Source organism: Streptomyces brevispora, assembly GCF_007829885.1.
GTDB classification, from domain to species: Bacteria; Actinomycetota; Actinomycetes; order Streptomycetales; family Streptomycetaceae; genus Streptomyces; species Streptomyces brevispora.
The window spans coordinates 97,037-121,428 of record NZ_VIWW01000001.1; the positions used below are offsets into that span (position 1 = coordinate 97,037).

Below are 24,392 nucleotides of genomic sequence, written 5' to 3' on the forward strand. Positions count from 1 at the left end.
CTCACGGAGCGGCGGCGATCCAGCTCTCCAACTGTTCACGGGCGGTCGACGGGGTCCTCCACGAGAACGGCGAGTTCGCCGTCGCGGGGTTCCAGCGTACTGAGGGCGGGGCGGCGGTGGCGGACCTCGACGCCGGCCCGGCTCCCGACGAGAGACTTCCCCAGTTGCCTTTAAAAACAGACCTGTTGGTCTAGGCTCGGCATGCTCCCGGTGCCGCAAGGGAGTTCGACGTGTCCGGAAGGGTTCATTGTTCGTGGCTGGGGCTGTGGTCTGCAAGGTCGCCGGGTCGAGGCCGACGTGGTGAGCCGTACCCGTAGCGGGCCGGGGGCCCGCCCGGCGGTCGTCTGGCCGGTGGCCATGGTGCTCGCGGCGGCCTGTGCGGTGTCGGCCGCCCTTGCCGCGGATGCCGAATGGCGCCGGATCCTGGCGGCCGGCTGCGCCGCCGCCACCGTCCTGTTACTTGCCCGGGTGCTGCTGCTCGGCCGGGAGCTGGCCGTCGAGCGCACCCAGCACGCCTCGGCGGCCGGGATCGCCGCCGCCAGGGGCGCCGAGGTGGCCCATCTCGCCACGGTCCGGGTCCCGGTGATCGCCCAACGGCTGCGCACCGGGCAGCGGTTGGACGGTGCGCCGGGGCCGCTGGCCCCGCCGTGCGACACCGGCGAGCAGTTCGCCGGGGCCCTGGCCTCGGTGGTCGTCGCACTCGGGTCGGACGAGGCCGTGCAACGGGAACGCGCCTTACGCGACTCGGTGCAGGCCGCCTTCGAGTCCGTGGCGCGCAACATGCACGTGATGGCCACGGTGCAGCAGCAGGTACTCGACCAGGTCGAACGCTCCATCGACGACCCCGCCCTGATGGCCGATGTGATGAAGGCCGATCACGCGGCCTCGCAGATGACCCGTAAGGCGCAAACCCTCCTGGTGATGTGCGGCATCTGGCCCGCCCGTCGGGAGACCCGGCCGGTCTCGCTCTACGACTGTGTACGGGGCGCGCAGTCGCGCATCGTCGAGTTCGGACGGATCGAGGTCCACGGCGGGCAGACGCTGTTTGTGGTGCCGCCGGCGGTGGAGGGGCTGATGCACGCCGTGGCCGAACTCCTGGAGAACGCCACGGTCTTCTCGCCCTCGCCTTCCCACGTCGTGGTCAGCGTGCGGGAGGTGGGCGCCGGTGCGGTCGTCGAGATCGACGACGCCGGGCTCGGAATGCCGCCGGATGTGCTCCGGAACGCGCTGGGCCAGCTCCGCGACGACCTGGACCTGACCCGTCTGGGGGCGGTGCCCCGGCTCGGTCTGGCCTGTGTCGGGCGCTGGAGCCGGGAGCTCGGCTTCAACGTGGAGCTGAGCGGGGCCTCGGCGTACGGCGGCACCCGGGCGGTGATGTTCGTACCCTTCCGGCTGCTGACCGAGCCGTTGTCGCAGCTCACCGCGGACCGTCGGCCGGAGGCCGAACCGACCGCACCGCCACCCCGGCCTCGACCACAGCCACAGCCACAGCCACAAGCTCAGCCTCAGCCTCAGCCGCAAGCTCAGCCTCAGCCTCAGCCGCAGCCGCAGCCGCAGCACGACGACTTCGTTCCCGCGGACGAGGCAAGTGCGCCGGGCCGAAGCACGGTAGGCCTCCCCCGGCGGCGCAGCCGACGCGGTTCCGTTCCGGCCGCGCCTCAGCAGTCAGCGACGCGACAGCAACCGGAAAGCGGGTCCGCGACGCCGTGGACACCGGAAGCGGCACGCGCGTCGATCGCCAGTGTGGTGTCCGGCACGGCGCGCGGCCGCGCGGCCCTCGACGCGGACGAGACGCGAGCGGCACAGCCCCCCGGCCCGTCAGCGGCGCCCCCGCCGCACGGTGAACAGTCCCTGCACAGCTCCCCCCACAAGCGCGACGGAGGCCGGTCGTGACCGGAACCATCACCCGACTCCCCGACCTGGGCTGGATGCTCCGCCCGCTCACGGAGATCCCTGGCGTCCGGCACGCCGTGGTCGTCTCCGAGGACGGCCTGCGGCTCGGGCACGCGTCCGCGGAGAGCCTCTCGGGCCCCGTGGCCGCCCTGAGCGTCGCCGAGGCGGAATCTCTCTCGGCGGCCTGCGCGGCGATGACCATGACGGGCCGGTCCACGACCGCGCTGCTGTTCGGCGCCGGCGCCGGTGTGCGTCAGCTGATGCTGGAGTCGGACCACGGGTTCGTCCTGTTCACCCATGCCGGGGTGGGCGCGCAACTGGGTGTGGCGACCGACCTGGAGGCTGACGTGGGCCTCGTGGCACAGCAGATGCAGCTGTTGGTGGCGAAGATCGGCGCGCACCTCACCAGCCTGCCGCGGGATCAGGCCGCCGCGTCGTCATGACGGACCGGCCCGAGGAGCCGAGGGCCTCGGCGATCCGCCCCTATGTGATCACCGGCGGCCGCGCGGAGACCGGCGGTGAGCCGCTGTCCTGGGAGTCCCTGGTGATGGCGACGGAGGAGGCGTTCCCCGCTTCGCTCCAGCCGGAGCACCTCGCCATCCTTGCGCACTGCGAGGGGCTCATCTCGGTAGCGGAGGTGGCCGCCCACATCGGTCAACCACCCTCGGTCATCCAGGTGTTGCTCTTCGATCTCCTCGAATGGGGGCTGATCGTGACCCGCCCGCCCATTCCCCCGGCCGAACGCGCCGATGTGACCATGCTCAGAAAGGTCCTCCATGGTCTCGAAAGCAACCTCTGAAGCCCCCTCGGAGGCCGGTGAAGCCCCCTTGACGACCGGTGGAGCTCCCTTGATGACCGACCCGCCGCGTGCCCCCGCCTCGGTCTCCGCGCCCGACTCCGGGAAGTACCTCACCTCAAGCGTCGCGGGCGCGGCGAAGATCCTGGTCGTCGGCCCGCTGGGGGTGGGCAAGACCACGCTGGTCGGAACCGTGTCGGAGATCAAGCCGCTGTTCACCGAGGCCGCGATGTCCCAGGCGGGGGCCGGCGTCGACACCGCCGTGGACTGCGCCAAGACGACCACGACGGTCTCCCTGGACTTCGGTCGGCTGACCATCGACGGCGACCTGGTCCTCTATCTGTTCGGCACACCCGGTCAGCAGCGGTTCCTGCCGGCCTGGCGGGACCTGGCCAAGGGCGCGCTCGGCGCGCTCGCTCTGGTGGACACCCGGGATCTGACCGCGTCGTTCGACGCCCTGGGCAATCTTGAGGACCTCGACCTGCCGTTCGCCATCGCGGTCAACACCTTCCCCGGGAGCCCCCGGTACGGCGTGGACGACCTGCGCTCGGCGCTCGATCTGCTCCCCGGGACACCCCTAGTGACCTGCGACGCGCGTGACCGGGCGTCGTCGATCCGGGCCCTGGCCGCTCTCGTGCGCCACCTCATCGACACCGCCACGGAGCCCTCATGAGTACGCCGCACCCCACGACCGGGCCCGCCACCCACTGCCCCGTGACCGGGACCTCGACGACCGCACTGTACGGACCCGGCCTCGACGGCGACGCGATGCCCGCCCTGTACGAGGAGATGCGCCGCGCGCACGGCCCGGTGGTGCCGGTCTCCATCGCCCCCGGCATCGACGCCTGGCTCGTGGTGAGCCACCGCGAGCTGCTCCGGCTCACCCGCGAGGAGCAGGACTTCTCGCACGACCCGCGCCACTGGAGCCTGCTGCGGGAGGGGCGGGTACCCGCCGACTCGCCGCTCCTGCCGCTGGTCGGCTGGCGGCCCGCGCTGCTGTTCGCCGACGGACAACAGCACCGCAGGATGCGGGCCGCCGTCTCGGACGCGCTGGCCGGCATCAACGGACACGAACTGCGCCGCAGCGTCCGGGGCGCCGCCGAAGAACTGATCGTGTCGTTCGCGGGGCACGGCGAGGCGGACCTTGTCGCCGACTACGCCCGCAGACTGCCGATGCAGGTGATCACCGGGCTGCTGGGCGTGGACGACCGGACCGGCCGGGAACTGGTGGAGGCCGTCGCCGGAACGGTGGCAGCCAGCAGCGTGTCCGCCGACGCCAGCAGGCGGATGGGCGCCATCCTGCTCGCGTTGATCGAGGAGAAGCGACGTCACCGCGGCGACGACATCACCTCGGCCCTGCTGCACCACCCGGCGCGACTCACCGATGAGGAGGTACTGCACAACCTGGTCGTGATGTTCGTCGCGGGCAACCAGACCACGGTCAACTGGATCGCCACCACGCTGCGCATCCTGCTCTGCGATCCCGCGTTCCGCTCCTCGCTGACCGGCGGGCACCTCAGCGTGGACGACGCGCTCGACCTGGTCCTGTGGCGCTTCCCGCCCACCCAGAACTTCCCCGCCCGCTACGCCACCCGCGACATGCGCTTCGGCGGCCAGGACATCCGCACGGGCGACATGCTGATCCTGGGCCTGGCAGCGGCCAACGCGGATCCGGAGATACTCCCCGGCGACGGCGCACCGGTGGTCGGCAACCGTTCCCACCTGGCGTTCGGCGCGGGCCCGCACACCTGTCCCGCACAGGACCCGGCGCGGCTGATCACCCGGACCGCGGTGGACACGATCCTGCACCGGCTGCCCGATCTGGAACTCGCCATCCCGGAGAGCGAACTGGAATGGATCAAGTCGCCCTGGAGCAAGGGCCTGGGCGCGCTGCCCGTCCGCTTCAGCGATCCGCAACTTCCACAGAGCCCGGTGCCTCCGCCCCTGGCCTCGCCGACCGCGCCCCACTGACTCGTCACACACGGCCCGGCGCGGCGTGCTCCGCGATTCCCCTCACCGCATCCCTCAGTCTGGAGAACCCTGTTGAACACGTCCCCGGTCAACTCCGCAGCCGAAAGCCGCCACCGCATGGACCCGGCGGGCGGCTGTCCGCACGCGGCCAACGCCCGCCTGCTGGCCCAGGGCGCCGTCACGCCGGTGATCCTCCCCGGCGAGGTGGAGGGCATGGCGGTACTGGGTCACGACGCGCTCAAGGAGTTCCTCTCGCACCCCGACGTCGCGAAGAACGCACAGCACTTCGCGGCGCTCCAGGCCGGTGAGATCCCTGACGGCTGGCCGCTGAAGACGTTCGCCACGGTGCAGGGGATGACGACCGCCGACGGCGTCGACCACCGGCGGCTGCGGTCCCTGATGAGCAAGGCGTTCACCGCGCGCCGCGTCGAGGAACTGCGGCCACGCATCGAGGCGTTGACGGCCTCGCTCCTGGACGAGCTCGAGGAGGCGGCCGCCGCAGGTGACGGTGTCGCCGATCTGCGTACGCACTTCGCGTTGCCGTTGCCGATGGGCGTCATCTGCGAGCTGCTGGGCGTGGATGCCGGACACCACGACCGGCTGCACGAGCTGTCCAACCAGATTGTCGCCACGGACATCGGCCCCGAGGAGGCGACGGCGGCCAACCGCGAGATGGTGGAGGTGCTGAGCGCGGTCGCCGCCGCCCGGACGGAGAGTCCGGGGGACGATCTCACCAGTGCGCTGATCGCGGCCCGAGAGGAGAACGGCGACCGGCTCAGTCCGCACGAGCTGATCGGCACCCTGATGCTCACGATCATCGCCGGCCACGAGACGACGCTCAATCTGATCACCAACGCCGTCCGGGCCCTGTGCACGCACCGCGACCAGCTCGCCCTGGTTCGGTCGGGCAGCGCGAGCTGGGCGGACGTGGTCGAGGAGACGCTGCGCTGGGACAGCCCGGTCAGCTACTTCCCGTTCCGCTACCCGACACGCGACCTCAGGATCGGCGGCACCGTGATCCCCAAGGGGACCCCGGTGCTCGCCGGTTACTCGGCGGCGGGCCGCGACACGTCGGCCCACGGTCCCGATGCCGGACGCTTCGACATCACCCGCACCGACGCGGCCCGGCATCTGTCCCTGGGCCATGGCGCGCACTACTGCATGGGCGCCCCGCTGGCCCGGATGGAAGCCACCGCCGCGCTGGAGCAGCTCTTCACGCGCTTCCCCGACCTCGATCTCGCCGTCCCCGAGTCCGAACTGCCGCGGCACGCAACGTTCGTGGGCAACAGCGTGCAGCGGCTTCCGGTACGGCTGCGCGGCTGAGGCCGGTCCTTCCGCCGCACGCCCGGGAAGGAACCTCCGGTCACGCAGGGCCGATCGCCGGCGGATCCGGCGGAGTTCGACCTGTCAGTGTCGCCATGCCCCCCTTGGACGCACCGGCCGATGCCTCCGCGACCGCCGCGGAACGGTTCCCTCTCCAGTTCGCCCGTACCCGGCGCTTCTCGCTCGGAAAGCGCGCACCTGGTGGGTCGCGGTCGCCCAGTGGTTCGCCGAGCAGGGGTTCGCGGTCCTGGTGACCGACGGGCGGGGCACACCGGGGCGCGGTGAGGCCTGGGAGAAATCGGTGCACGGCGACCGGCTCACCGTCGTGCTGGAGGACCAGATCGACGCGTTGCACGCGGCGGCGGCGCACCGCCCCGACCTGGACCTGACGCGGGTGGCGATGCGTGGCTGGTCGTTCAGCGGCTTTCTGGCGGCGGCTGCCGTGCTGCGTCGTCCGGAGGTCTTCCATGCCGCGATCGCGGGCGCGGCGTCAATCGACCGGCGGCTCTACGACACCCATGGGGAGGAAAGGTTCCTGGCCCACCCGGATTGGTTTCCGGACAACTACACCCGCAATTCCCTCCTGGGCGAGCCGGGGATCTGGTCCGGCCGCTCATGCTGGTGCACGGACTTGCCGATGACAATGTGGCCGTGGCTCACACACTGCGGTTCTCCGCAGCGCTGCTGGCCGCCGGCCGGCCGCATACGGGGCTGCCGCTGTCGGGCGCCGGTCATCTGGTCGGCCAGGAGTGGATGGCGAGCAATCCGCTGCTGCTGGAGCGGGACTGCCTGAGGAAGTCCCTGGGGCTTTGAACACGGGGTGCCGGCTGCGCCTGCCCCTGGACGAAGCGCCGGCGCTCCGGAGCCAAGTACACCGTGAACAAGTAGACCGTGGAAGGGAAAGCCATTATGAGCACATCGCAGGACCCCGAGGTCCGTCCCGGACGCCGGACCGTCGTCACAGCCGCCGGCGCTGCTTCCGTGGCTGCCGTACTCACCGCGTGCGGCGGCTCGAAGGAGGCGGCCGATTCCGGTCGCGTCAAGCAGACCGACGGCAGCGAGGCCGACGGCGGCCGGGCTGACGTCGGGGGCACCGTTCTCGCGAAGACCACCGACATCCCGGAGGGCGGCGGCAAGATCTTCACGCGGCAGAAAGTCGTGGTGACGCAGCCCACGGCCGGTGAGTTCAAGGCATTCTCGTCGAAGTGCACACACATGGGCTGCGCGGTGTCGAGCGTCACGGACGGCACGATCAACTGCCCCTGTCACGGCAGCAAGTTCGACATGGCGACGGGCAGCGTCAAGGTCGGCCCCGCCACCGAGCCCCTGCCGGCCACCCCGATCACGGTCCAGGACGGCTCGATCAGCCTCGCGTCCTAGAGCGGCCCCTCAGCCAGCAGCCGAGCACATCGTCCGTGGTGGCGACCGTGGCGACCAGGGCGAGAGTGTTGCGGATCATCGCGGGGGTGTAGTCGGCAGGCACCCCCGCGATGGCATCGGACGGCACCACCGCCGTATAGCCGAGGTTCACCGCGTCGAACACCGCGTTGGGAATGGCCACGTTGGCCGACACCCCGGTGACGACGAGCGTGCGACAGCCGAGGTTACGGAGCAACGCGTCCACATCCGTGCCCGCGATGGGCGAGAGACCGTGCAGCCTGCGGACGACGAGGTCCTCGTCCGCCACCTCGATCGGCTCGGCGATCCGAACCGCCGTGGTACCGGAGTGCTGCTGCACGGGCAGTCGCCCGGCGGCGCGGAAGAGCCGGGCGTTGCGGTTGGCGCCGCGGCCGTCGGGGCGGCGTTCGGCCACGGCGTGCAGTACCTGGACACCGGCCTCGTGGGCGGCGGCGACCAGCCGGGCCACATTGTGCAGCGCCCCCGAGGACCTGGCCTCCTTGGCGAGTTCGGGCAGCGCGCTGCCGGGTCCCACCACACCCTGCTGACACTCCACCGTCAGCAGGACGGTGGAGTCCGGATCGATCTGCTCGGCGAGCTGTTCCACGGACGGCACGACTGCCCCTCTCGGCGACGGAACGGGCGCGCGAGGCTAACCTCCATTGCGCGATGAGGGAAGAGGCTCCATGATTCCTGACACATAGTCAGCTATCAGGAGGGGCTTCTCATGGCCGTCATTCAGCGACGGGGCCGCCGGATCATGATGACGGACGAGGAACGTGACACCTACCTCGCAGAACAGCGCACCTGCCGGGTCGCCACCGTCGGCCCGGACGGCCGTCCGCACGTCGGGGCGCTCTGGTTCTGCTGGGACGGCACGTCGCTGTGGCTCTACTCGATCACCCGCAGCCTGCGCTGGTCGCACCTGGGCCACGACCCGCACATCGCCGTGGTCGTCGACGACGGGGTGGAGTACGGGGAACTGCGCGGCATCGAGCTCTCCGGCGAGGTGGCGTTCGTCGGCGAGGCACCGCGTACCGGCGAACCCTGCCCCGAACTCGCTGTCCCCGAGGAGCTGTTCGCGGCGAAGTACTTCGGCATGGAGGTGATGCCGCACGACGGCCGGCACGCGTGGCTGCGGCTCACCCCCAAGGCCGTCACCTCATGGGACTTCGGCAAACTCTCCGATCCGCCGACCGTCTGACAGCCCCCGCGGCCATCGGAGCCGCGGGCGGTGACGGGTGGCGGGCTCGGGCGGATGGTGGGCACGGGCGGCCTGCGGTCAGCGACGAACGGCGGGCAGTGGCGGGCGCGGGCGGCATCGCGCACCGTCCCCGCCCCCGTCACCGCCGCCGGGCCCTACCTGTCCTCCCCCAACGGCTCGTCCAGCGCCCGGCCCGCCTCCCGCAGCGCCGCGACCGCGGCCCTGATCGACGGCCGCCGGTCCGCGTCCGCCCGCCAGACGGCATGGACGTGACGCCGCATCTTCTGCCGTACGGGCACCAGCCGCACCCCGTCCGGCACCGGTCCACGGCCCAGCCGGGGCGCCACACAGACCCCCATCCCAGCTGCGATCAGAGCGAGTTGGGTGTGATGTTCGCCCGCCAGATGGGCGATACGCGGTTCGATACCCTTGGAACGGAGGGTGAACATCAGCCACTCATAACAGAATTCGCCCTCGGGCCAGGACACCCAGTCGTCGTCGGCGAAGTCCTCCAAGTCCACCTCGGCCCGGTCCGCGAGCGGATGACCGACAGGCATCGCGATGTCCGGCGCGTCGTCGAGCAGTTGCGCCGTGGCGAGACCACCCGGTACCGGCAGCCGCTTGTTACTCCAGTCCAGCACCACCGCGAGGTCGATGTCGCCCCTGAACACGGCATGGATTCCGGCCTCGGGCTCCAGCTCCCGGGTGCGCACCCGGAGTTCTGGGTGATCCGCGCGCAGGGCGAGCAGGGTGGACGGGAAGAGTCCGCGGGCCGCGGTGGGGAACGCGCCCAACCGGATCTCGCCCACCACCTCGCCCCGCTGTGCCTCGATGTCGGACTGGGCGAGCTCGACCTGGGAGAGGATCCGGGCGGCGTGATCGGCGAGTAGTTGTCCCGCGTCGGTGAGCCGGACCCCGCGGCCGTTCTTGGCGAGCAGTTGCTGCCCCACCTCGCGCTCCAGCTTCGCCATCTGCTGTGAGACGGCCGACGTCGTGACGTGCAGCCCCTCGGCGGCGCCACTGACCGAACCGAGCCGGGCGAGGGCATCCAGGGTGCGCAGGCGCTCCAGGTTCAACATATAAGCGATACTACGCGGACGATCGCACAAACTCTCACTTGTGCTACGAGATTGAATTCGTCATCGTGGAGCCCATGAGCGCACCGCCCGTACCGCCCGCATTGCCCGCACCGCCGGTACCACCTGCACCAACGGCCCCGTCGGCGGCCCGGGCTGCCGACACACCGACCCCCTCCCCCGCCTCCCTTTCCTCCTCTTCCTCCTCTGCCGGCCCCGCCCACCGTCCGGCGCTGGACTGGCGGCTGCGCTTCGCGGCACTCTCGCTCATCTGGGGATTCAGCTTTCTCCTGATCAAGGTCGGCACCGACGGGTACGCCCCGTTCCAGGTCACTCTCGGCCGACTGCTGTCGGGCACGGCCGTGCTCGCCGTGGCGATGGCGGTGAAGCGGGAGCGCCTGCCGCGCACCGCCCGCACCTGGGGCCATCTGGCCGTCGCCGCGTTCTTCCTCAACGCGCTGCCATTCTCGCTCTTCGCGTACGCCGAACTGACCATCCCCTCGACGCTGGCCGGTATCTGCAACGCGACCTCACCGCTGTGGGGCATGGCGCTGTCGCTGGTCGCGCTCTCGGAGGACCGGCCGACCCGCCGACGGGTGGCCGGCCTCGGGCTCGGCTTCCTCGGGGTACTGACCGTGCTGGGTGCCTGGCAGGGCTTCTCCGGCCTGGACTTCACCGGCACGGCGATGGCGCTCCTGGCCTCCCTCAGCTATCCGATCGGCTGGATCTACGTCCGCCGGACACTGGCGGGCAGCGGTTCCTCGACACTCGCGCTCACGGGCAGCCAGCTCTTCCTGGGGACCGTGCAACTCGCCCTGGTGACTCCACTGTTCACCTCGGCCCCGGCCGGATTCCCCTTGCTGCCCACCCTCGCCGTGGTCGCCCTGGGGGCCCTCGGCACGGGACTCGCCGTGCTCCTCCAGTACGGGCTGGTCACCGAGGTCGGCCCGACGACCGCGCAGATGGTCACCTACTTCATCCCGGTGATCGCCACCGCCGCCGGGGTCACCCTGCTCGGCGAAGATCTGAGCTGGAACACCCCGGTCGGCGCCCTCGTGGTCCTGGCGGGGGCCGCCCTGACCCAGAGCAGGCCACGGGCCGGCAAGGTACCCACCTTGCCGGAGCCCGCCCCCGTCCGGCGGTAGCTCAGCCGTAGCTCAGCGGCTTGGCGGGCCCCGCCGCTGCCGCCACCGCATCCGCCAGCGGCCCGATGTCCGCGTCCTCGAGCGGTGACACGGTGATCCGGATCCCCTGGGGCGCGGACATCCGGAACCGGGCTCCGGGCGCCACCGCCCAGCCCGCGTGCAACAACCGCGCCACGGCCCCGGTCTCGTCACTCACAGGGACCCACACGTTCATCCCGCTGCGGCCGTGCGCCTCGACGCCCCGGGCCTCCAGCGCCCGCACGAGGGCGTCCCGGCGATGCGCGTAGGACCGGGCCACCGCCCGTGAGTCCACGGCGCCCGCGGTCCACAGGTGCACCATCGCCCGTTGCAGCAGCCTGCTGACCCACCCGGGTCCCAGCATCTGCCGCCCCGAGACCCGGTCGGCCGTGACGGCGTCGCCCGTCAGCACGGCGACCCGCAGATCCGGCCCGTACGCCTTGGCGACCGACCGTACGAACGCCCAGCGGTCCGTGGCGCCCGCCAGGGGGTGCAGTGGCAGATCGACGATGGCGTGCCCGTGGTCGTCCTCGATCAGCAGCACGCCCCGGTGGCCGGCGAGCACCGCGCGCAGTTCGGCCGCCCGCGCGGCGCCGATCGCGGCCCCGGTCGGATTCTGCGCCCGGTCGGTGACGACGACCGCACGGGCGCCGGCCTTCAGTGCCGCTTCCAGGGCGTCCGGCAACGGCCCGTCGTCGTCGAGCGCGACGGGTACGGGACGCATTCCCAGCGCCGGCACGAGATCCAGCAGGCTGCCCCAGCCCGGGTCCTCGACGGCTACCGCGTCGCCGGGTCTGAGATGGGCGGTCAGCACCCGTTCGATCGCGTCGAGCGATCCCGAGGTGGCGATCACCGGCCCGGCCGGAACGCCGTCGGCGTCCAACTCGCTTCGTGCGAGCGCGGCGAACTCCGGGTCCACGGGCGCCTGCGCGTACATCCCCGGCGCCTGCGCATACGCCTCGGCGACCGCGGCGAACGCCTCGCCCAGGGCGGGCAGCAGCGCCGGGTCAGGATTCCCCTTCCCCAGGTCCCGCACCCCGGGCGGCGCCTCGATCCGCAGCGATCCACGCACGGTGTTCGCGGGGCGCGGCCGGACCCGACTGCCCTTGCGCCCGGCGGTCTCGATCACCCCGCGCTCGCGCAGGGTGCGATAGGCGGCCGCCACCGTATTGGGGTTCACCTCCAGTCGAGCCGCCAACTCCCTCATGGGCGGCAGCACTTGACCGGGAGCCAGCTCCCCGGAGCCGACCGCCTGCTCCACGCCGGCCGCAATTTCCGATGCACGCCGTCCCGCGATCCGATACTCTCCTAGCACAAACAAGAGTATGCACTAGTGCAATGGAGTACGCAATGCCGGACACCGAACGGCCGCAGACCCCGGGCCCGGACGCCGCAGCCGCTTACGAACCGACCGGGCGCACGGTCCCGACCCGCTCCCGCGAACGGGCCGGCTACGACCGCGCACAGATCCACTCGATACTCGACGAGGCCTACGTCTGCCATCTCGGCTTCGTGCGCGACGGCGCCCCCGTCGTCCTGCCGACACTCTTCGGCCGGGTCGGCGAGCGGCTCTACGTGCACGGCTCCACCGGCTCCCGCCCGCTGCGGGCGGCGGGCAAGAGCTCCGACGGCCTCGCCGTGTGCCTGACGGTGACACATGTCGACGGCCTGGTGCTGGCCCGCTCCGCCTTCCACCACTCGCTCAACTACCGCTCCGTGGTGGTCCATGGCATCGCTCACGCGGTGACCGACCCCGAGGAGCGGCGCACCGCGCTCGACGCGATCGTGGAGCAGGTGGTTCCGGGGCGCTCACGGGACTCACGGCCGGCCGACGAGAAGGAGCTGGCCGCCACCGCCGTGCTCCGGCTGGATCTGCGGGAGGTGTCCGCGAAGGTCCGCACCGGCGGCCCGGACGACGACCCAGAGGATCTCGGCCTGCCCCACTGGACGGGCGTCGTCCCCCTCACGCACGGCTTCGCCGCCCCGGTCCCCGCGGCCGACCTCGATCCCGCCATCCCGGTTCCGGACTATCTCAAGGCACTCTGAACCACCGGCAGGCTCTCATCGCTGTGTTCCAGGCGCTCCGAACCACCCGGAGGCGGCGGGCCCTCATCAAAACCGAGCGGCCCGCCACCCGGCGGTCAGACGTGGACGGCCGCCTCGCGGCGGGCGTTCGCGGCGACGCGGGTCTCGGCCACCGCCAGCCCGGCCACCGCCGTGAGCAGCAGCAGGGTCCCGGCGACGGTGGCCGCGGTGAGCTCCTCGTGGAGGACCACGACGGCGATCACCGCCGCACTCACCGGTTCGAGAAGCATGATCACCGACACGGTGGCAGCGCGCACCACGGCGGCCCCCGCGAAGTAGAGCGCGTAGGCGAGCGCGGTCGGGATCGCCGCCACGTACACGAGCAGGATCACCACCTGTGCCGTGTGCGCGGTCTGCGGCACGAGCCCCTCACCGGCCGCCATCGGCAGCAGCACGACCGCGGCGACCGCGAACGCCCAGGCACTGGTGGCGAGCGCGTCCGTACCGCCACCGTCACGGCCGAGCCAACGGGTCAGCAGGGTGATCGCCGCGTAGCCGGCGGCGGAGAGCAGCGCCAGCGCGACACCGGCGGGCCGCACCGTACCCGCGTCGCCGCCGAGCACCAGTACGGCGAGCCCGGTCAGTGCTCCCACCACCGCGGCGATCCCGCCGCCGCCCAGCCGCTCGCCCATGCCCAGCCGGGCGCCGACGGCGATGAGGACGGGGCCCGCCCCGAGTGTGACGACGGTCCCGACCGCGAGGCCGGTGACCTGGACCGCGGCGAAGTACGCGGTCTGGAAGACGGTGAGCCCCACACCGGTGCCGACGATGCGCAGCAGTCGGCGACGACGGGACTCGGTAGCGGTGACCACCCGCGCGGGCCGCAGCGCCAGCGCGGCGAGCAGGAGTACCAGGCCGCCCGCGCAGCGCCAGAACGACAGCGCGAGGGGGCCGAGATCACTGGCCTCGAAGATCAGCGAGGCGGCGGCACCGGCCGTGCCCCAGGCCACTCCGGCGATGATCAGATAGGACAGGCTCCGCCCGACGGACAGGCCGGAAGCAGGATTCGACACGTGACTTCTCCAAGGAAGACGGGAGGGTGGTCGCTCGGCTCCGCACGCGACCAGCGACGAACCGCTCGGGACTGCCCGAGCCCGGTCTTCGTCAGATGTGGCCGCCCGCGCTAGGCGGCAGGCGGCGGAAGTACGGTCAAACGCATGATCGTCACCCTACGAGGCGGGGCGGTCGGCGGACAACTCCCCCTCCGTCCCGACGAGCTCGCCGCCGGGCCCCGAAGCGAAGGGCCCGGAGGGCCCCTTCGGTGTCGAGGACTGCGCGATGAAGGCGCCGAACAGCACCAGGGCGCCGCCGATGAGCTGCGGGGCGGCCAGATGTTCCCCGAGCAGCACCCAGGCCAGCACGGTCGCGATGACCGCCTCCAGACAGGCCACGACACCCGCGACAGCCGGGGACAGCATCCGCACCGAGATCACGCCGGTGACGTACGCGATCACGGTGGCGAGCAGCACGATCCAGAGGAGCAGCAGCCAGGCGGGCACATCCGTGCCGTTCATGGTGGTGCTTCCGCCGAGCAGGGACCAGTCCATGTCCCACGGCCGGGCCACCACGGTGAGAACGGCGGCGCCGATCAGCAGCCCGTAGGCGATGACCCCGACCGGGTGCGGGGATTCGGCGCCCGCCGCCGACTCGCCGCTGCCCTGATCGGAGAGGACGAAGTAGCCGACCTGGCAGCAGGCGGCGCCGAGTGCGAGGAGCAGTCCGACGACGTCGAAGCTCAGCCCGGCCCACACCTCGACCACGCACGCCAGACCGCCCACCGCCAGGACCACACCGACGGCGGCCGCCCGCGTCACCGGGCGGCGCTGGACGAAGCGCACCCAGCCGAGGACGAGCGCCGGTGCGAGGTATTCGACCAGCAGGGCGACCCCGACCGGGACGCGGGAGATCGCCGCGAAGTAGAAGGCCTGGACGCCCGCGACGGCGAGCAGGCCGAATCCCAGCAGCAGCACGGGCCGGCTGCGTACCAGAGCGCGATGGCGCCAGGCCACGGGCAGCATGACGAGCGCGGCGCCCGTCACCCGTAGCCACACCACATGGAGCGGGTCGAGCCCCGCCTCGATCAGCGGCTTGGCCGCCACTCCGGAACCGCCGAATGCGAAGGCCGAGGCGAGGGCGAGTCCCAGGCCGGCGCTTCTCCCCTGAGACGCGTGCATCGGCACATCATGACAGTTGCAGTCAGGAGCGTCACCCCTATGACGCCTGACGCGGGTAACACTCCGATGTCACTGTCGCCCCTGACATGCACGCCCCGGCAATACACGGACGCCCCACACGGCCCGTCCGTCTCCTACGTGTCGGCGCCCCCGGCGGCCGACGCAACCCGCACGGGCCACACCCGGCGCGTCCATGGAGTCGCGGACCCGCGTGATCAGACCGCCCCCGGCGTCGACGTTCAGCAGCTTGGGGACAAGTGCATGCCCCCCGGCCGCCTCCACCACAGCCGCGCGACCACGACGCCGGGCGTCACCATCGGTCATCGACTGCTGAAGCTCGACGCCCTGCGGGGTGCCCCGCCGACCGCTTCGGCGCCCTGCCCCGCCCGGCCGTCGCCACTCTCGCACCGCCGGACCGATCCCGGCGGTCACTCCCGGCCGGAGGCCTCGCCGATCCGGTCCGCGAGCAGCGCCGCGTCCACGCCCGCCCGCTCCAGCACCTCGACGGCCCGGCACCGCCGGTCCGCGGCCAGTGCGGCGATCAGATCGAGGCCGCAGGCCTGTTCCCTGCCCCGGAGTCGCGCGCGCCGGTGCGCGTCGTCCATCGCGGAGGCCGCGGAGGGAGACCAGTGCTCCACCCCCGTGTCCGGCGTGCCCGACACCACCGGAATCGCTCCGGAGTCCTCGATCGCGCCCTGCCAGCGGAGCCCATAGCCGATGCTGCGCTGGACGAGGTAGCCGAGCACTCTGGCCAACTGCGGTCCACCGGCGAAGGCGGTGCGGACCTCGGGGTCCGATTCGATCAGGGAGTGCAGCAGATGGGCCGTGTCGATCTGCTGGTCGCCGTCGCGGAGCGCGCGCCTGCGCGCACCCGTCACCACGGCGGCCAGCTCCGCGGTGAGTCCGGCATCGGTCTCGGCACGGTGATTCGGTGCGGGCTGCTGAGGAATCCGCGGTGTCCGGTTCTGCACACTCCCACCTCATCAGTCCTTACGGGCCGGAACGTCCCCGGAGAGGCCCATTGACGCATCCCACCCGAGTTGGGCACGGAAGCGCGACTCCTCCTCCTTACGGATGAGATCGCGCCGTTCTGCAATCCGATCCCGGCAATCGGCGCGCGCCGCCTTGCCATGCACGCCCGGAGCAACCGGAGCCCGCCCGTACACGTCCCACAGCCCGGAGCACTGTTGTGGCGGCGGGAGGGTGCGGAAGGTGAGCTGGCTGGTCGCCCTGCCCGCGCTCGACGGGCGCGATTACCTCTACCGGGTTCACGCGCCCTTCGACGCGCTGCCCTCGGACCTCTTCTGGACGGCGTTCCACTGCCACGCCGACGGGCCGCACCCGCGCGCCTCCGACCGCTTCGACTCGGCGCGGATCTGGCGGCCCGGAGCGGAAGCACGAATCTGACGCTTCATCAGCATTGAATGTTCAAGCCGCTGCGGCTACGTTCCGCGACACCGTAACCCGTCGAGAAGGGGTGGTCTCATGGCCGAAGTCAGTGCAGAGGCGCGCATCGAGGCACCGGCCGAGAAGGTCTGGGCCCAGCTGACGGACTTCAGCACGTACGGGGAGTGGAACGCCACCCACACCAGCTTCCCCAAGGGCGGCCCGGCCGTGCTGGAACTGGCGGGCACCTATGAGGAGAACATGAAGCTCATGGGGTTCCCGGCCGAGGTGACCTGGACGGTCTCCGAGCTGGAGGACTGCCGCCTGCTGACGACCACCGGGAAGGGCCCGATGGGCGTCAACCTGAAGATGCGCTATGCGCTGACGCCGGACGGGGACGCCACCACGGTCCGCATCGACGGCGAGTTCACGGGGGCGGCGGTCTCCCTGATGGCCGGCAAGCTCAAGGACTCGGCCACCGCGGCCCTCATCGAGTCACTGCGCAAACTGGACGGACTGATCGTCGCCTGACATCCGGCGGACCGGTCGCCGCACACCGGCGTCGAAAGAGCCCCGCGGCAACCCGCGGGGCTCTTCGACGTACAGCTCATCGGCCAACGCACCGGCCGGCTCAGTGCTCGCCGGCGAGAATCAGATAGAGCTTCTTGCGGGCGTCGTTGATGACCGTGAGCGCCTTCTCGCGCTGATCGGCCGAACCGGTCTTCCAGACCTGGCCGAACGCCTCCATCAGACCGAACCCGGCCTGCCGGATCTCGTTCACGCCCTCCCAGTCGACGCCACGACCGGCCTCCTCCCAGGGCGCCTCGGCGCCCGACTCCGCCTCGGCGCGACCGGTCTCGGTCAGCGTGAACAGCTTCTTGCCGCCCTCGCTGGCGCTGACGATCAGGCCCTCGTCCTCCAGGAGCTGAAGGGTCGGGTACACCGAGCCGGGACTGGGCCGCCAGGCCCCGCCGCTGCGCTCGCCGATCTCCTGGATCATCTCGTAGCCATGCATCGGCCGGTCCTTCAGCAGGGCCAGGATCGAGGCGCGTACGTCACCGCGGCGCGCCCTCCCCCGGCCGCCACCCCGGCCGCGCCCGCCACCGAACGGGCCACCGCCGAAGGGTCCGCCACCGAACGGCGGACCGAACTGCCCGAAGGCCGCGCGGCGCCCCTCGAAGTCACCCCGCCCGCGCTCGCCGGGCCCGCAGGGGCCGTGCACATGTCCGTGTCCATGCTCATGTCCATGCGAACGCATCACTGCACTCCTTCTATCGTTGATCTGTCGCGATGCGTCAACGATATATCGGAACCGGTCGCTTGACAAACCCCTTCCGCACGGCTTCAATGACCTGTCTCAGCGAAGGTTGCTCAGGTCTCACCGAAGCTGCTCAGATCCAGCTTCGTCTCAGCGAGTGCGCTATCTCAGCTGTTCGTCTCAGTGAATCTGCTCTGCCGAGCGGTCCCGGGTGACGCAGCCTCAGGCCCGTTCCAGCACCTTGACCTGCGGGTTTTTGTTGGGGTGACGGTGGTGACGCACTTTCCGCCCATTCCTCTGCTCCTGCCTTGCCCCTGCCTGGAAGCGCAGATGGACGCGCTGATAGAACGCCGTCATGACGTACCGATTCACCGCCCGCGCCGCCAGAACCGAGATCGACCCCGACGGCTACTTCACTGAAGCAGCCCTTGCCGAGCGAGAGGACGGCAGCGGCTTCATCCTGATGTTCATGGCGGGAGAGGACGAGCCCGACGACCAGGAGATAGCCCTCGGGATGGACACGCACTGCCTGGTCACAGCTGGCCAGGGGACCGCATACGGCTGTGTGCGTGAAGCCGTTCTGACGGGCAACGTCCTCCATGTCTCACTGAACCCTGACGCTCTGGAAGACCTGCGATTGGATGACAGCGAGATCGAGGCCGTCATCGAAGCACCGGCCGAAGACGTCGTCCAGTTCCGTGAAGTCCTTGCCCAGGTACTCAACTACGGGCGTGCGGACGCCGTACCCAGCCGCCTCGCCGTCTGAGCCGATGTCCCCGCCGACTGCCCAGGCACCAAGGCGAAGACGAGGCCCCGTGCTCAGTTGCCGCTACTGAGGTTTGATGCGTGATGTCGCTGGGTCGACGCCTTGCACTGCGAAGAGGAGGGCCCGCCCCGCGGCATCATGCGAAGATCACCAGTAACACCCCGATGTCCCCAACCGTGACCGAGATCGTAAATCGCGGAAGAGCCCGTCATCCAGGGCCCCCTCCCGACCGCCCTGGTAGCGTGCGCCGGCATGTCATTGGAACTGGAACGCCCCCCGCGCCAAGCGGACGAACGCACCGCGCTCATCGGCTGGCTGGACCTGCAGCGGCAGATCCTGCGCTGGAAATGCAAAGGGCTGAGCGACAAGGACGCGCGCCGCCCGGTCATCCCGACCTCACCAGCCATGACGATGGCCGGTCTCATCTCCCACATGCGCTGGACCGAGCACATATGGCTGGAAGTGCTGTTCCTCGGCGGCGACAAGAAGCAGAACCCCGCATTCGACGAGTCAAGCAAGAACGCCGACTGGCACACCGACGGCCGCCCCCTCGCAGAGCTCCTCGCGGAGTACAAGGCCCAGTGCGCCCGCAGCAACGAGATCGTTGCCGCGGCCGACCTGGACGACGCCGGCCGCCACCCCGACTTCCGCGACGGCAGCGCCAACCTCCGCTGGATACTGATCCACCTCGTCGAGGAGACGGGGCGACACGCGGGGCACGCGGACATCGTCCGGGAGCTACTCGACGGCACGAAGGGCTACTACTAGCGCAGCTCCGTGAAGCGGGCCCTTCCCTCAGGAGCCAGGCCAACACGCCTCACGACCAATGCGGAGAGCCCGTTACTGGTGATTTTCGCATGATGCCCCGCGGTGAACCCTCGTCTTCGCAGTTCAAGGCGTCGACCCAGCGACATCACGCATCAAATCTCAGTAACAGCGAGTTTGCGACGGCGGCGCTGGGCTTTCTCCCGGCAGCTCCTCGAGCACCATCGACGGACTCGTCCGAACCTGTCGCTCTCGATGGGGTCCTGACAGTGCTCGCAGATCCGGATCCTGTAAGGAGCTGGGTCGAGTCCGCGGCGGGCTCGTTGGCCGCAGAGATATGAACACCAGCGTCGCTGGCCAGCTGTCGGCTTCGCTTTCGGCAGTGGCTCCTGGCAGAACTCACAGGTCTCGGCTGGTGGGCGGAGAAACAGTTCGGGCGAATCGAGTCGACTCCAGCGGCGGGCGTGCTGCCGGCAGGCCGCTGAGCACGTCTGGCGGTGCGATCGCGAGCCCGGAGGCAGCGGTTTTTCGCAGGCTATGCAGCGACGGTCTCCTTGATGGGCAGGTTCATCGTCGCCTCTGGAAACCGTCGAGGAGAGGCGTCCCTGCTGGCGTTGGAGGTAGGCGGTGCGGCGGCATGCCGATGAGCAGAGCCGGTGGCGCTGTCCGGTCTGGATCTTCATCGGCTTCTGGCAGATGCGGCAGGGCTCCGTGGTTTGCCGTCGGCGGTGGGCCCGGGTCCTGCAGCGCATGGAACAGAGGATTGCCCGCCGCCCGAAGGTATCGCTGGGCGGGATATCTGTGCTGCATTCCACGCATTTCTTCGTCTCGAGTGTTGTTCGCAGAAGGTCAGGATCACGGCCGGTGATCGCGGCGAGGCGGGCCCACGACGGTTTGCCCCGAGGGCCAGGCGGTTCGTTGAGGAATTTCCGCAGGTAGGGGGGCGGCAGGTGGTTGGCCTGCGCGAGACGCCGGATGAACATGGGACCGCCCTCTCCCGCCTTCGGCCGGACCTGGAAGGGAAGTAGGACGAGCTGCGGCTCGGCGTCGGCGGGTGCTGTCACCCTGTCCCGCCCGCTGTTGGCGGGTTGTTCGGGCGATTGCGCCCGGAGGCGATGTCCAAGTCGACAGCCAGCAGTCCGCTTTTAGTGATCTTCTCGGTGCCGCTCAGGATGGCGTCGACGGCAGCCCCGCGGATCTGGTGGGCGAGGGTGCCGATCATGCCGCTGGTCCGGGTGTGGAGGAAGCGGTCAAGTCGGGCCAGGGTGCCGCGTTGGTGCCGGTGCAGGAGGAGGGTTTCCTCCATCTGCGCCACAAGCCCTTTCCATTCCTTGTTGTAGGGGAACTGGTGGGTGATCACAGAGGTGAAGCGTCCTGCAATCTGGTCACCGCGGGTGCCGGAGAGAAGCCCCCCGGATTCGATGTCGATTCCGGCGTAGGCGAACGTAGCTGGGATGCGCTCGGAGAAGTATTTGAGGGTGTCGGACGCCTCAGCTCCCGTGCGGGTGTGCAGGGAGATGTTATGGATCTCGTCGACCAGGACCAGGCCGGTGCGGGCGGTGGTGCAGACACCGACCACGGCTTCGGTCAGGTCGGTGAAGTTCAGGCTGCGGGTGACGGGGAGGCCGAGGAAGCGAGCGAACTCGGCGGCGATCATGCGGGAAGTCGCGGATGGCGGGACGGTGACGTAGATGACCGGAATGCGTTCGTCCTGGTCCGGGTGCCGGCGCCGGTCCACGAGTTCGTGGGCCAGGCCGAGTTGGGTGAGAGCGATCGTCTTGCCGGTGTTCGCTGGCCCGGAGACGAGCAGGCCGCGGCGGGCGCTCACCGCGCCGCGGTTCAGGATGATCAGGCGACGTCCGCAGGTCACGCTGTGCCGGACTGTGGACGTGGCGATCACTTGCAGGCGCGCATGATGGTCCAGCCGGTCGTCGTCGTAGGCGTTCTTCTTCTCCTTCGCCGACGGATCCGACTCAGCCGCCGCAACGAGGGCCTCGTACTCGGCCTCGCTCGCGATGGCCATCGGCTGGCCCAGGGATGTCGCGATGAACTTGCGCCATCCGAGCAGGGTGGTCAGATGCCGGCCGAAGTCGTCGCCAGCCTGGCCGGGTATTGGCATGATCACGAACGTCTCCAGGGGTCCTCAAGAGGGTCGAAGAGTCCCAGCGGGATCACCTCGGCCATCTCCTCTTCGTCCATGGGGTCCTCGGTGGCTGGCGCGTCTGCGGGCTGCGGCTCGGGAAGGACGACAGGGGCAGGAGCCGTCACCTTGGTCCGGGCCGCCACTTGACGGTCGCGCTTGGAGGGCCTGTTCTTCTTCCTCTTCCGGCCGGGCTCAGCCGGATCCGGTCCGGCGTTCGCACGGGTCAGCAAAGCGGCCACGGCCTCAGCGAGTTCTTCCTCGGTGGCCTTGGGAAGTTGGTGACTGACGTGGTCCCAGGCGAGGTCACCGAAAGGAACAGGCGTCCGCTTCAGGTACTTCCACGTCGCCTGGACCCACTCGTCTTCACCGCGGTGGTTACGTACCCAGACGCGCGAGACGTCGTAGGGGTCCCGATGGACCTCCCAGAGCCCGCGCTTGGCCGTGACACCTGAATCGCGCCGACGCATGGGCCCGAGTTCCGGAGCGTCGTAGGTGCGGTTATTGATGCGAACGCCGTAGGAGTTGACGGCCCGCCAGGCAGCGGGCAGAAGCTCGGTGTAGTCGTCTGCGCTGAGCGCGACCGGGACGTAGCCGCTGGACTCCACCAGCGCGGCGTACTTCTGGTTCGGAGTGAAAAGCCGCCCGGGGTGGTCGGGTTCTCGCAGCCCGTCGTGTGGGCGGTTCTGCCACTTGGCGATCACCCATTCATCGAGGAGATCCTGCAACTCGGGCAGTGACCACAGGTTTTCCTTCTCCGGGTGTCGGCCGCGTCGGTCAGTGTTTCGGCCGGTGTATCCGGGGAGGAACTGCACGAACATCGTGGCAACCGAGCCCAGCATCTTCTCGATGTGGCCCTTCTCGAAGGGCGAGCCTTTGTGGGTCGGCTGGAACTCGATCTCCAGGAACCTGCACGATGCCCGGAAGTTGTGCGAGATGAACGCCTTGCCGTGATCGCAGACGATCATCTCCGGGACGATCACCGGCTTGGCAGCCGCATGCTCCAGACGCTCATCCAGTGTCAGCAGCCTGCGGTGAGGCAGCACGGAGCGGGACATCTTGAGGGCATCCACCCAGCCCGGCCGCATCAACTCGGGCGTGACCGTCCTGGCCAGCAGCACGCTGGCATCGACGGACTTCGTCGACGGCCGCAGGACAAGCGCCGTCGGGGTCCGGGTCGCGACATCGATCATGCCTGTGAGCTCGACTTTGCCGACCACTCCGTTGTCGAGACGGACCATCACGTCCAGCGGGGTGGAGTCGATCTGCATGACCTCACCCGGAGCGCTCACCGTCAGCTCTCCCAAGGTCGTGCCCGCCGTATGAGCTTTCGACCGGCGCGTCACCGCCGAGCCCAGGGTGTGAGTACCCGCCGTCAGTTTCTCCACCAACCGGTAGAGCGTGGCCCGAGAGGGCCACTCGGGCTCCGCCTGTCCGTCCTCGGTCTCATCCTCGGGCTCGTCCCCGCTCTCCGTCTCGTCTTCGTCCTCGGTCTGCGTGAGGATCTCTCGCGTCCGCCAGATCAGGTAAGACGCGGTCCGAGTAGAGGGGTCGATACCTTCCTCGATGGCCTGGCGCATCGCCTCGACCACTCTGATGTCCACCGCCCCGAACTCCGGCCGCTTGCGGGCCGCCCGGTGATCGGCCAGCCCGGCAACCCCTTCCTTGAGGTAGCGGCGACGCAGCCGGGCGACCGTGTAGGCCGTGACCGGGCGCCCGGACCGGGACAGCTCGGCCGCCTTGGCCTCGTCCCGTGCGGCCACCGATGTGCCGACCCGGTATTCCTCGCGCGGCGTCGCGCCGGGCTCCGCGTCCGGTGGAAGTCCATGTACGACTTCCAAAATGTGGCCCTCCCACCACAGAGCCTGCTTGAGCGCTGCGGCAGGCAGCAGGTCCAAGCCGGATGAGGCAGGCAACGGCATCCGCTCCGCGCCGAACAAGACCTCGAAGTCCTCCGCCGCGAACAGCTCGAGCAAAGCCACCACGCGATGCGGAGCCTCCGCGTCCTCCAGGACCGCGGCCTGCGCGGTCACTTCGAGCACTCCGCGGACCTGCCCGTCGAACCGAACCCGCTTGCCAACTGCCAGAATCGGCGGGCGCCTCAGCCGGCCCATTGCCGCCGCCCCTCCGCCCAGACCAGGCTTCCGGTCTCCAGCAGCCCTCCCGAGAGATCCACCTTCAGCTTCCCCAACCACAACAGGTGGAACAGCACCGGCAAGACCTGGATCCGGTCGCCGACGAGCTCAGCACCATCCCACAGGCGCCTCGGCTCGCTGAATGCCTCCAGGAGTCGCTCAACTACCGCCGCCGGTCGACCGCAGCGTGCCCTGCGATACCGCGCCAGCCACCGGACGTTAGCCATGAGAATCGGCTCCGGACGGCCCGCCCACTCGAACTCCCAGCCCACCGAAGAGCAGGCCCGCTGAGTCGCCGCGAAGGCATCCCGCGTGTCCTCGTCCATGTCGTCCTCGGCGCGGACATCCACAATCCGAGCCTGGCCCGTAGCCAGCCGGACAAAGTAGTCGGGAGCATGACGGCGCCGCCGTTCGCCGTCATGCCAGTGCAGCCAGAACGGCTGCGAAGATATCGCCCTGACCTGTGGATCTTTATCGAGCAGGATCAGCCGGTCTCGCTCGAGCCAAGACTCATAGCCCACATGATCCCGTACGGTCACCGAGTAGTACCAGCCTGCGAAACCCGGTGTTCCCTTGTCCCAACGAAACGGCCGGACAGGCTCGACTGCCTCGAACGGAACCTGCCAACTCGACCCCAGAGCATGCTTGCGACGTTCACCGTTACTGAGAAAGTCCAGCTCAAACGCCGTTAACGCTTCATCGCCGTACGCACGCGACAGCGCCTCCACTGCACCCCCAACCCGGCAGGCCGAGCAGATTCTCAACCTTCGGTGAGACTAACGGGCGTTTCAGCAACTTCGCTGAGATTCACGGAATCTTCAATGAGACAGGTCAGCTTCAACATCGAGGTGCGTCTGGA

Annotated in this window: 24 protein-coding genes and 1 pseudogene; 15 read left to right on the plus strand and 10 right to left on the minus strand. The window is 70.0% G+C overall.

Annotated elements, in window-relative coordinates; translation table 11 throughout:
- The first annotated feature begins 357 nt into the window (after positions 1-357).
- From FHX80_RS00495 to FHX80_RS00530, 8 genes and pseudogenes are all read left to right on the plus strand, one after another.
- Positions 358-1,893, plus strand: a complete 1,536-nt coding sequence (locus FHX80_RS00495; protein ID WP_208764758.1) for an ATP-binding protein — start codon at positions 358-360, stop codon at positions 1,891-1,893.
- A complete protein-coding gene (locus FHX80_RS00500; RefSeq protein ID WP_145762267.1) occupies positions 1,890-2,336 on the plus strand; it encodes a roadblock/LC7 domain-containing protein in 447 nt (148 codons plus the stop codon). Before FHX80_RS00495 ends, FHX80_RS00500 begins: the two co-directional genes overlap by 4 nt.
- The gene (locus FHX80_RS00505) at positions 2,333-2,692 is read left to right on the plus strand and encodes a DUF742 domain-containing protein (protein ID WP_145762268.1); all 360 of its coding nucleotides are present in this window, start codon (positions 2,333-2,335) and stop codon (positions 2,690-2,692) included. Before FHX80_RS00500 ends, FHX80_RS00505 begins: the two co-directional genes overlap by 4 nt.
- A 52-nt stretch (positions 2,693-2,744) precedes the next feature.
- Positions 2,745-3,362 (plus strand): GTP-binding protein, encoded by a 618-nt coding sequence (locus tag FHX80_RS00510; RefSeq protein ID WP_145762269.1) that lies wholly within the window; start codon positions 2,745-2,747, stop codon positions 3,360-3,362.
- Complete coding sequence (locus FHX80_RS00515) at positions 3,359-4,660, plus strand: cytochrome P450 (protein ID WP_145762270.1); 1,302 nt, start codon at positions 3,359-3,361, stop codon at positions 4,658-4,660. Before FHX80_RS00510 ends, FHX80_RS00515 begins: the two co-directional genes overlap by 4 nt.
- A 117-nt stretch (positions 4,661-4,777) precedes the next feature.
- On the plus strand, positions 4,778-5,983 hold the full coding sequence (locus FHX80_RS00520; protein WP_145767009.1) for a cytochrome P450 family protein: 1,206 nt from the start codon (positions 4,778-4,780) through the stop codon (positions 5,981-5,983).
- 187 nt (positions 5,984-6,170) lie between these two features.
- Positions 6,171-6,796: pseudogene (locus tag FHX80_RS00525) on the plus strand (prolyl oligopeptidase family serine peptidase); the annotation flags it as partial.
- 96 nt (positions 6,797-6,892) lie between these two features.
- Positions 6,893-7,363, plus strand: coding sequence for a Rieske (2Fe-2S) protein (locus FHX80_RS00530; protein ID WP_145762271.1), 471 nt, complete (start codon positions 6,893-6,895; stop codon positions 7,361-7,363).
- Here FHX80_RS00530 and FHX80_RS00535 read toward each other — a convergent pair.
- Complete coding sequence (locus FHX80_RS00535; protein ID WP_145762272.1) at positions 7,347-7,997, minus strand: cysteine hydrolase family protein; 651 nt, start codon at positions 7,995-7,997, stop codon at positions 7,347-7,349. The genes FHX80_RS00530 and FHX80_RS00535 overlap by 17 nt on opposite strands.
- A gap of 111 nt (positions 7,998-8,108) precedes the next feature.
- On the opposite strand from FHX80_RS00535, the gene FHX80_RS00540 reads away from it, so the two are divergent.
- On the plus strand, positions 8,109-8,585 hold the full coding sequence (locus FHX80_RS00540) for a pyridoxamine 5'-phosphate oxidase family protein (RefSeq protein ID WP_145762273.1): 477 nt from the start codon (positions 8,109-8,111) through the stop codon (positions 8,583-8,585).
- A gap of 155 nt (positions 8,586-8,740) precedes the next feature.
- On the opposite strand, the gene FHX80_RS00545 is transcribed toward FHX80_RS00540, so the two are convergent.
- Positions 8,741-9,664: a LysR family transcriptional regulator gene (locus FHX80_RS00545; RefSeq protein ID WP_145762274.1), complete on the minus strand. Its 924-nt coding sequence runs from the start codon at positions 9,662-9,664 to the stop codon at positions 8,741-8,743.
- 74 nt (positions 9,665-9,738) lie between these two features.
- Between FHX80_RS00545 and FHX80_RS00550 the strand changes: the two genes are divergently transcribed.
- Complete coding sequence (locus FHX80_RS00550) at positions 9,739-10,806, plus strand: DMT family transporter (protein ID WP_208764555.1); 1,068 nt, start codon at positions 9,739-9,741, stop codon at positions 10,804-10,806.
- A 1-nt stretch (position 10,807) separates the two neighbouring features.
- Here FHX80_RS00550 and FHX80_RS00555 read toward each other — a convergent pair whose 3' ends face one another.
- On the minus strand, positions 10,808-12,139 hold the full coding sequence (locus FHX80_RS00555; RefSeq protein ID WP_145762276.1) for an aminotransferase class I/II-fold pyridoxal phosphate-dependent enzyme: 1,332 nt from the start codon (positions 12,137-12,139) through the stop codon (positions 10,808-10,810).
- A gap of 35 nt (positions 12,140-12,174) precedes the next feature.
- Between FHX80_RS00555 and FHX80_RS00560 the strand changes: the two genes are divergently transcribed.
- Entirely contained in the window at positions 12,175-12,870 is a 696-nt protein-coding gene (locus tag FHX80_RS00560; protein WP_145762277.1) for a pyridoxamine 5'-phosphate oxidase family protein, read from the plus strand.
- A 95-nt stretch (positions 12,871-12,965) separates the two neighbouring features.
- Here the strand turns inward: FHX80_RS00560 and FHX80_RS00565 are convergent, their stop codons facing one another.
- The 3 genes from FHX80_RS00565 to FHX80_RS00575 all read right to left on the minus strand — a co-directional run bounded on the left by FHX80_RS00565 (position 12,966) and on the right by FHX80_RS00575 (position 16,054).
- Positions 12,966-13,922 (minus strand): DMT family transporter, encoded by a 957-nt coding sequence (locus FHX80_RS00565; RefSeq protein WP_145762278.1) that lies wholly within the window; start codon positions 13,920-13,922, stop codon positions 12,966-12,968.
- 156 nt (positions 13,923-14,078) lie between these two features.
- Complete coding sequence (locus FHX80_RS00570) at positions 14,079-15,083, minus strand: EamA family transporter (RefSeq protein WP_145762279.1); 1,005 nt, start codon at positions 15,081-15,083, stop codon at positions 14,079-14,081.
- A gap of 428 nt (positions 15,084-15,511) precedes the next feature.
- On the minus strand, positions 15,512-16,054 hold the full coding sequence (locus FHX80_RS00575) for a Clp protease N-terminal domain-containing protein (protein ID WP_145762280.1): 543 nt from the start codon (positions 16,052-16,054) through the stop codon (positions 15,512-15,514).
- 241 nt (positions 16,055-16,295) lie between these two features.
- Between FHX80_RS00575 and FHX80_RS00580 the strand changes: the two genes are divergently transcribed.
- Entirely contained in the window at positions 16,296-16,490 is a 195-nt protein-coding gene (locus FHX80_RS00580) for a hypothetical protein (protein ID WP_145762281.1), read from the plus strand.
- 78 nt (positions 16,491-16,568) lie between these two features.
- Entirely contained in the window at positions 16,569-17,000 is a 432-nt protein-coding gene (locus tag FHX80_RS00585) for a type II toxin-antitoxin system Rv0910 family toxin (protein ID WP_145762282.1), read from the plus strand.
- A gap of 100 nt (positions 17,001-17,100) precedes the next feature.
- On the opposite strand, the gene FHX80_RS00590 is transcribed toward FHX80_RS00585, so the two are convergent.
- Entirely contained in the window at positions 17,101-17,727 is a 627-nt protein-coding gene (locus FHX80_RS00590; RefSeq protein ID WP_145762283.1) for a PadR family transcriptional regulator, read from the minus strand.
- Between the two features lie 355 nt (positions 17,728-18,082).
- Here FHX80_RS00590 and FHX80_RS00595 point away from each other — a divergent pair, with 355 nt between their 5' ends.
- Both FHX80_RS00595 and FHX80_RS00600 read left to right on the plus strand, forming a co-directional pair.
- A complete protein-coding gene (locus tag FHX80_RS00595) occupies positions 18,083-18,493 on the plus strand; it encodes an Imm10 family immunity protein (protein WP_145762284.1) in 411 nt (136 codons plus the stop codon).
- Between the two features lie 252 nt (positions 18,494-18,745).
- Positions 18,746-19,261, plus strand: a complete 516-nt coding sequence (locus tag FHX80_RS00600; RefSeq protein WP_145762285.1) for a DinB family protein — start codon at positions 18,746-18,748, stop codon at positions 19,259-19,261.
- Positions 19,262-20,318: 1,057 nt separating this feature from the next.
- Here FHX80_RS00600 and FHX80_RS00605 read toward each other — a convergent pair.
- From FHX80_RS00605 to FHX80_RS00615, 3 genes are read right to left on the minus strand one after another with little or no spacing between them, the layout of a single operon-like run.
- Positions 20,319-21,377 carry a TniB family NTP-binding protein gene (locus FHX80_RS00605; RefSeq protein ID WP_145767010.1) on the minus strand — a complete coding sequence of 353 codons (1,059 nt, stop codon included), beginning with the start codon at positions 21,375-21,377 and terminating at the stop codon, positions 20,319-20,321.
- Positions 21,378-21,379: 2 nt separating this feature from the next.
- On the minus strand, positions 21,380-23,512 hold the full coding sequence (locus FHX80_RS00610; RefSeq protein ID WP_145762286.1) for a Mu transposase C-terminal domain-containing protein: 2,133 nt from the start codon (positions 23,510-23,512) through the stop codon (positions 21,380-21,382).
- The gene (locus tag FHX80_RS00615) at positions 23,500-24,261 is read right to left on the minus strand and encodes a TnsA-like heteromeric transposase endonuclease subunit (RefSeq protein WP_145762287.1); all 762 of its coding nucleotides are present in this window, start codon (positions 24,259-24,261) and stop codon (positions 23,500-23,502) included. Before FHX80_RS00615 ends, FHX80_RS00610 begins: the two co-directional genes overlap by 13 nt.
- Positions 24,262-24,392: the final 131 nt, after the last annotated feature.

Excerpts from the sequence above, each read along its gene's own strand:
- FHX80_RS00595 (WP_145762284.1), top strand. The coding sequence starts at position 18,083 with ATGACGTACCGATTCACCGCCCGCGCCGCCAGAACCGAGATCGACCCC.
- FHX80_RS00520 (WP_145767009.1), top strand. The coding sequence starts at position 4,778 with ATGGACCCGGCGGGCGGCTGTCCGCACGCGGCCAACGCCCGCCTGCTG.
- FHX80_RS00495 (WP_208764758.1), top strand. The coding sequence starts at position 358 with ATGGTGCTCGCGGCGGCCTGTGCGGTGTCGGCCGCCCTTGCCGCGGAT.
- FHX80_RS00515 (WP_145762270.1), top strand. The coding sequence starts at position 3,359 with ATGAGTACGCCGCACCCCACGACCGGGCCCGCCACCCACTGCCCCGTG.
- FHX80_RS00550 (WP_208764555.1), top strand. The coding sequence starts at position 9,739 with ATGAGCGCACCGCCCGTACCGCCCGCATTGCCCGCACCGCCGGTACCA.
- FHX80_RS00585 (WP_145762282.1), top strand. The coding sequence starts at position 16,569 with ATGGCCGAAGTCAGTGCAGAGGCGCGCATCGAGGCACCGGCCGAGAAG.
- FHX80_RS00540 (WP_145762273.1), top strand. The coding sequence starts at position 8,109 with ATGGCCGTCATTCAGCGACGGGGCCGCCGGATCATGATGACGGACGAG.
- FHX80_RS00560 (WP_145762277.1), top strand. The coding sequence starts at position 12,175 with ATGCCGGACACCGAACGGCCGCAGACCCCGGGCCCGGACGCCGCAGCC.
- FHX80_RS00570 (WP_145762279.1), bottom strand. The coding sequence starts at position 15,083 with ATGCACGCGTCTCAGGGGAGAAGCGCCGGCCTGGGACTCGCCCTCGCC.
- FHX80_RS00530 (WP_145762271.1), top strand. The coding sequence starts at position 6,893 with ATGAGCACATCGCAGGACCCCGAGGTCCGTCCCGGACGCCGGACCGTC.
- FHX80_RS00510 (WP_145762269.1), top strand. The coding sequence starts at position 2,745 with ATGACCGACCCGCCGCGTGCCCCCGCCTCGGTCTCCGCGCCCGACTCC.
- FHX80_RS00605 (WP_145767010.1), bottom strand. The coding sequence starts at position 21,377 with ATGCCAATACCCGGCCAGGCTGGCGACGACTTCGGCCGGCATCTGACC.
- FHX80_RS00505 (WP_145762268.1), top strand. The coding sequence starts at position 2,333 with ATGACGGACCGGCCCGAGGAGCCGAGGGCCTCGGCGATCCGCCCCTAT.
- FHX80_RS00610 (WP_145762286.1), bottom strand. The coding sequence starts at position 23,512 with ATGGGCCGGCTGAGGCGCCCGCCGATTCTGGCAGTTGGCAAGCGGGTT.
- FHX80_RS00590 (WP_145762283.1), bottom strand. The coding sequence starts at position 17,727 with ATGCGTTCGCATGGACATGAGCATGGACACGGACATGTGCACGGCCCC.
- FHX80_RS00600 (WP_145762285.1), top strand. The coding sequence starts at position 18,746 with ATGTCATTGGAACTGGAACGCCCCCCGCGCCAAGCGGACGAACGCACC.
- FHX80_RS00545 (WP_145762274.1), bottom strand. The coding sequence starts at position 9,664 with ATGTTGAACCTGGAGCGCCTGCGCACCCTGGATGCCCTCGCCCGGCTC.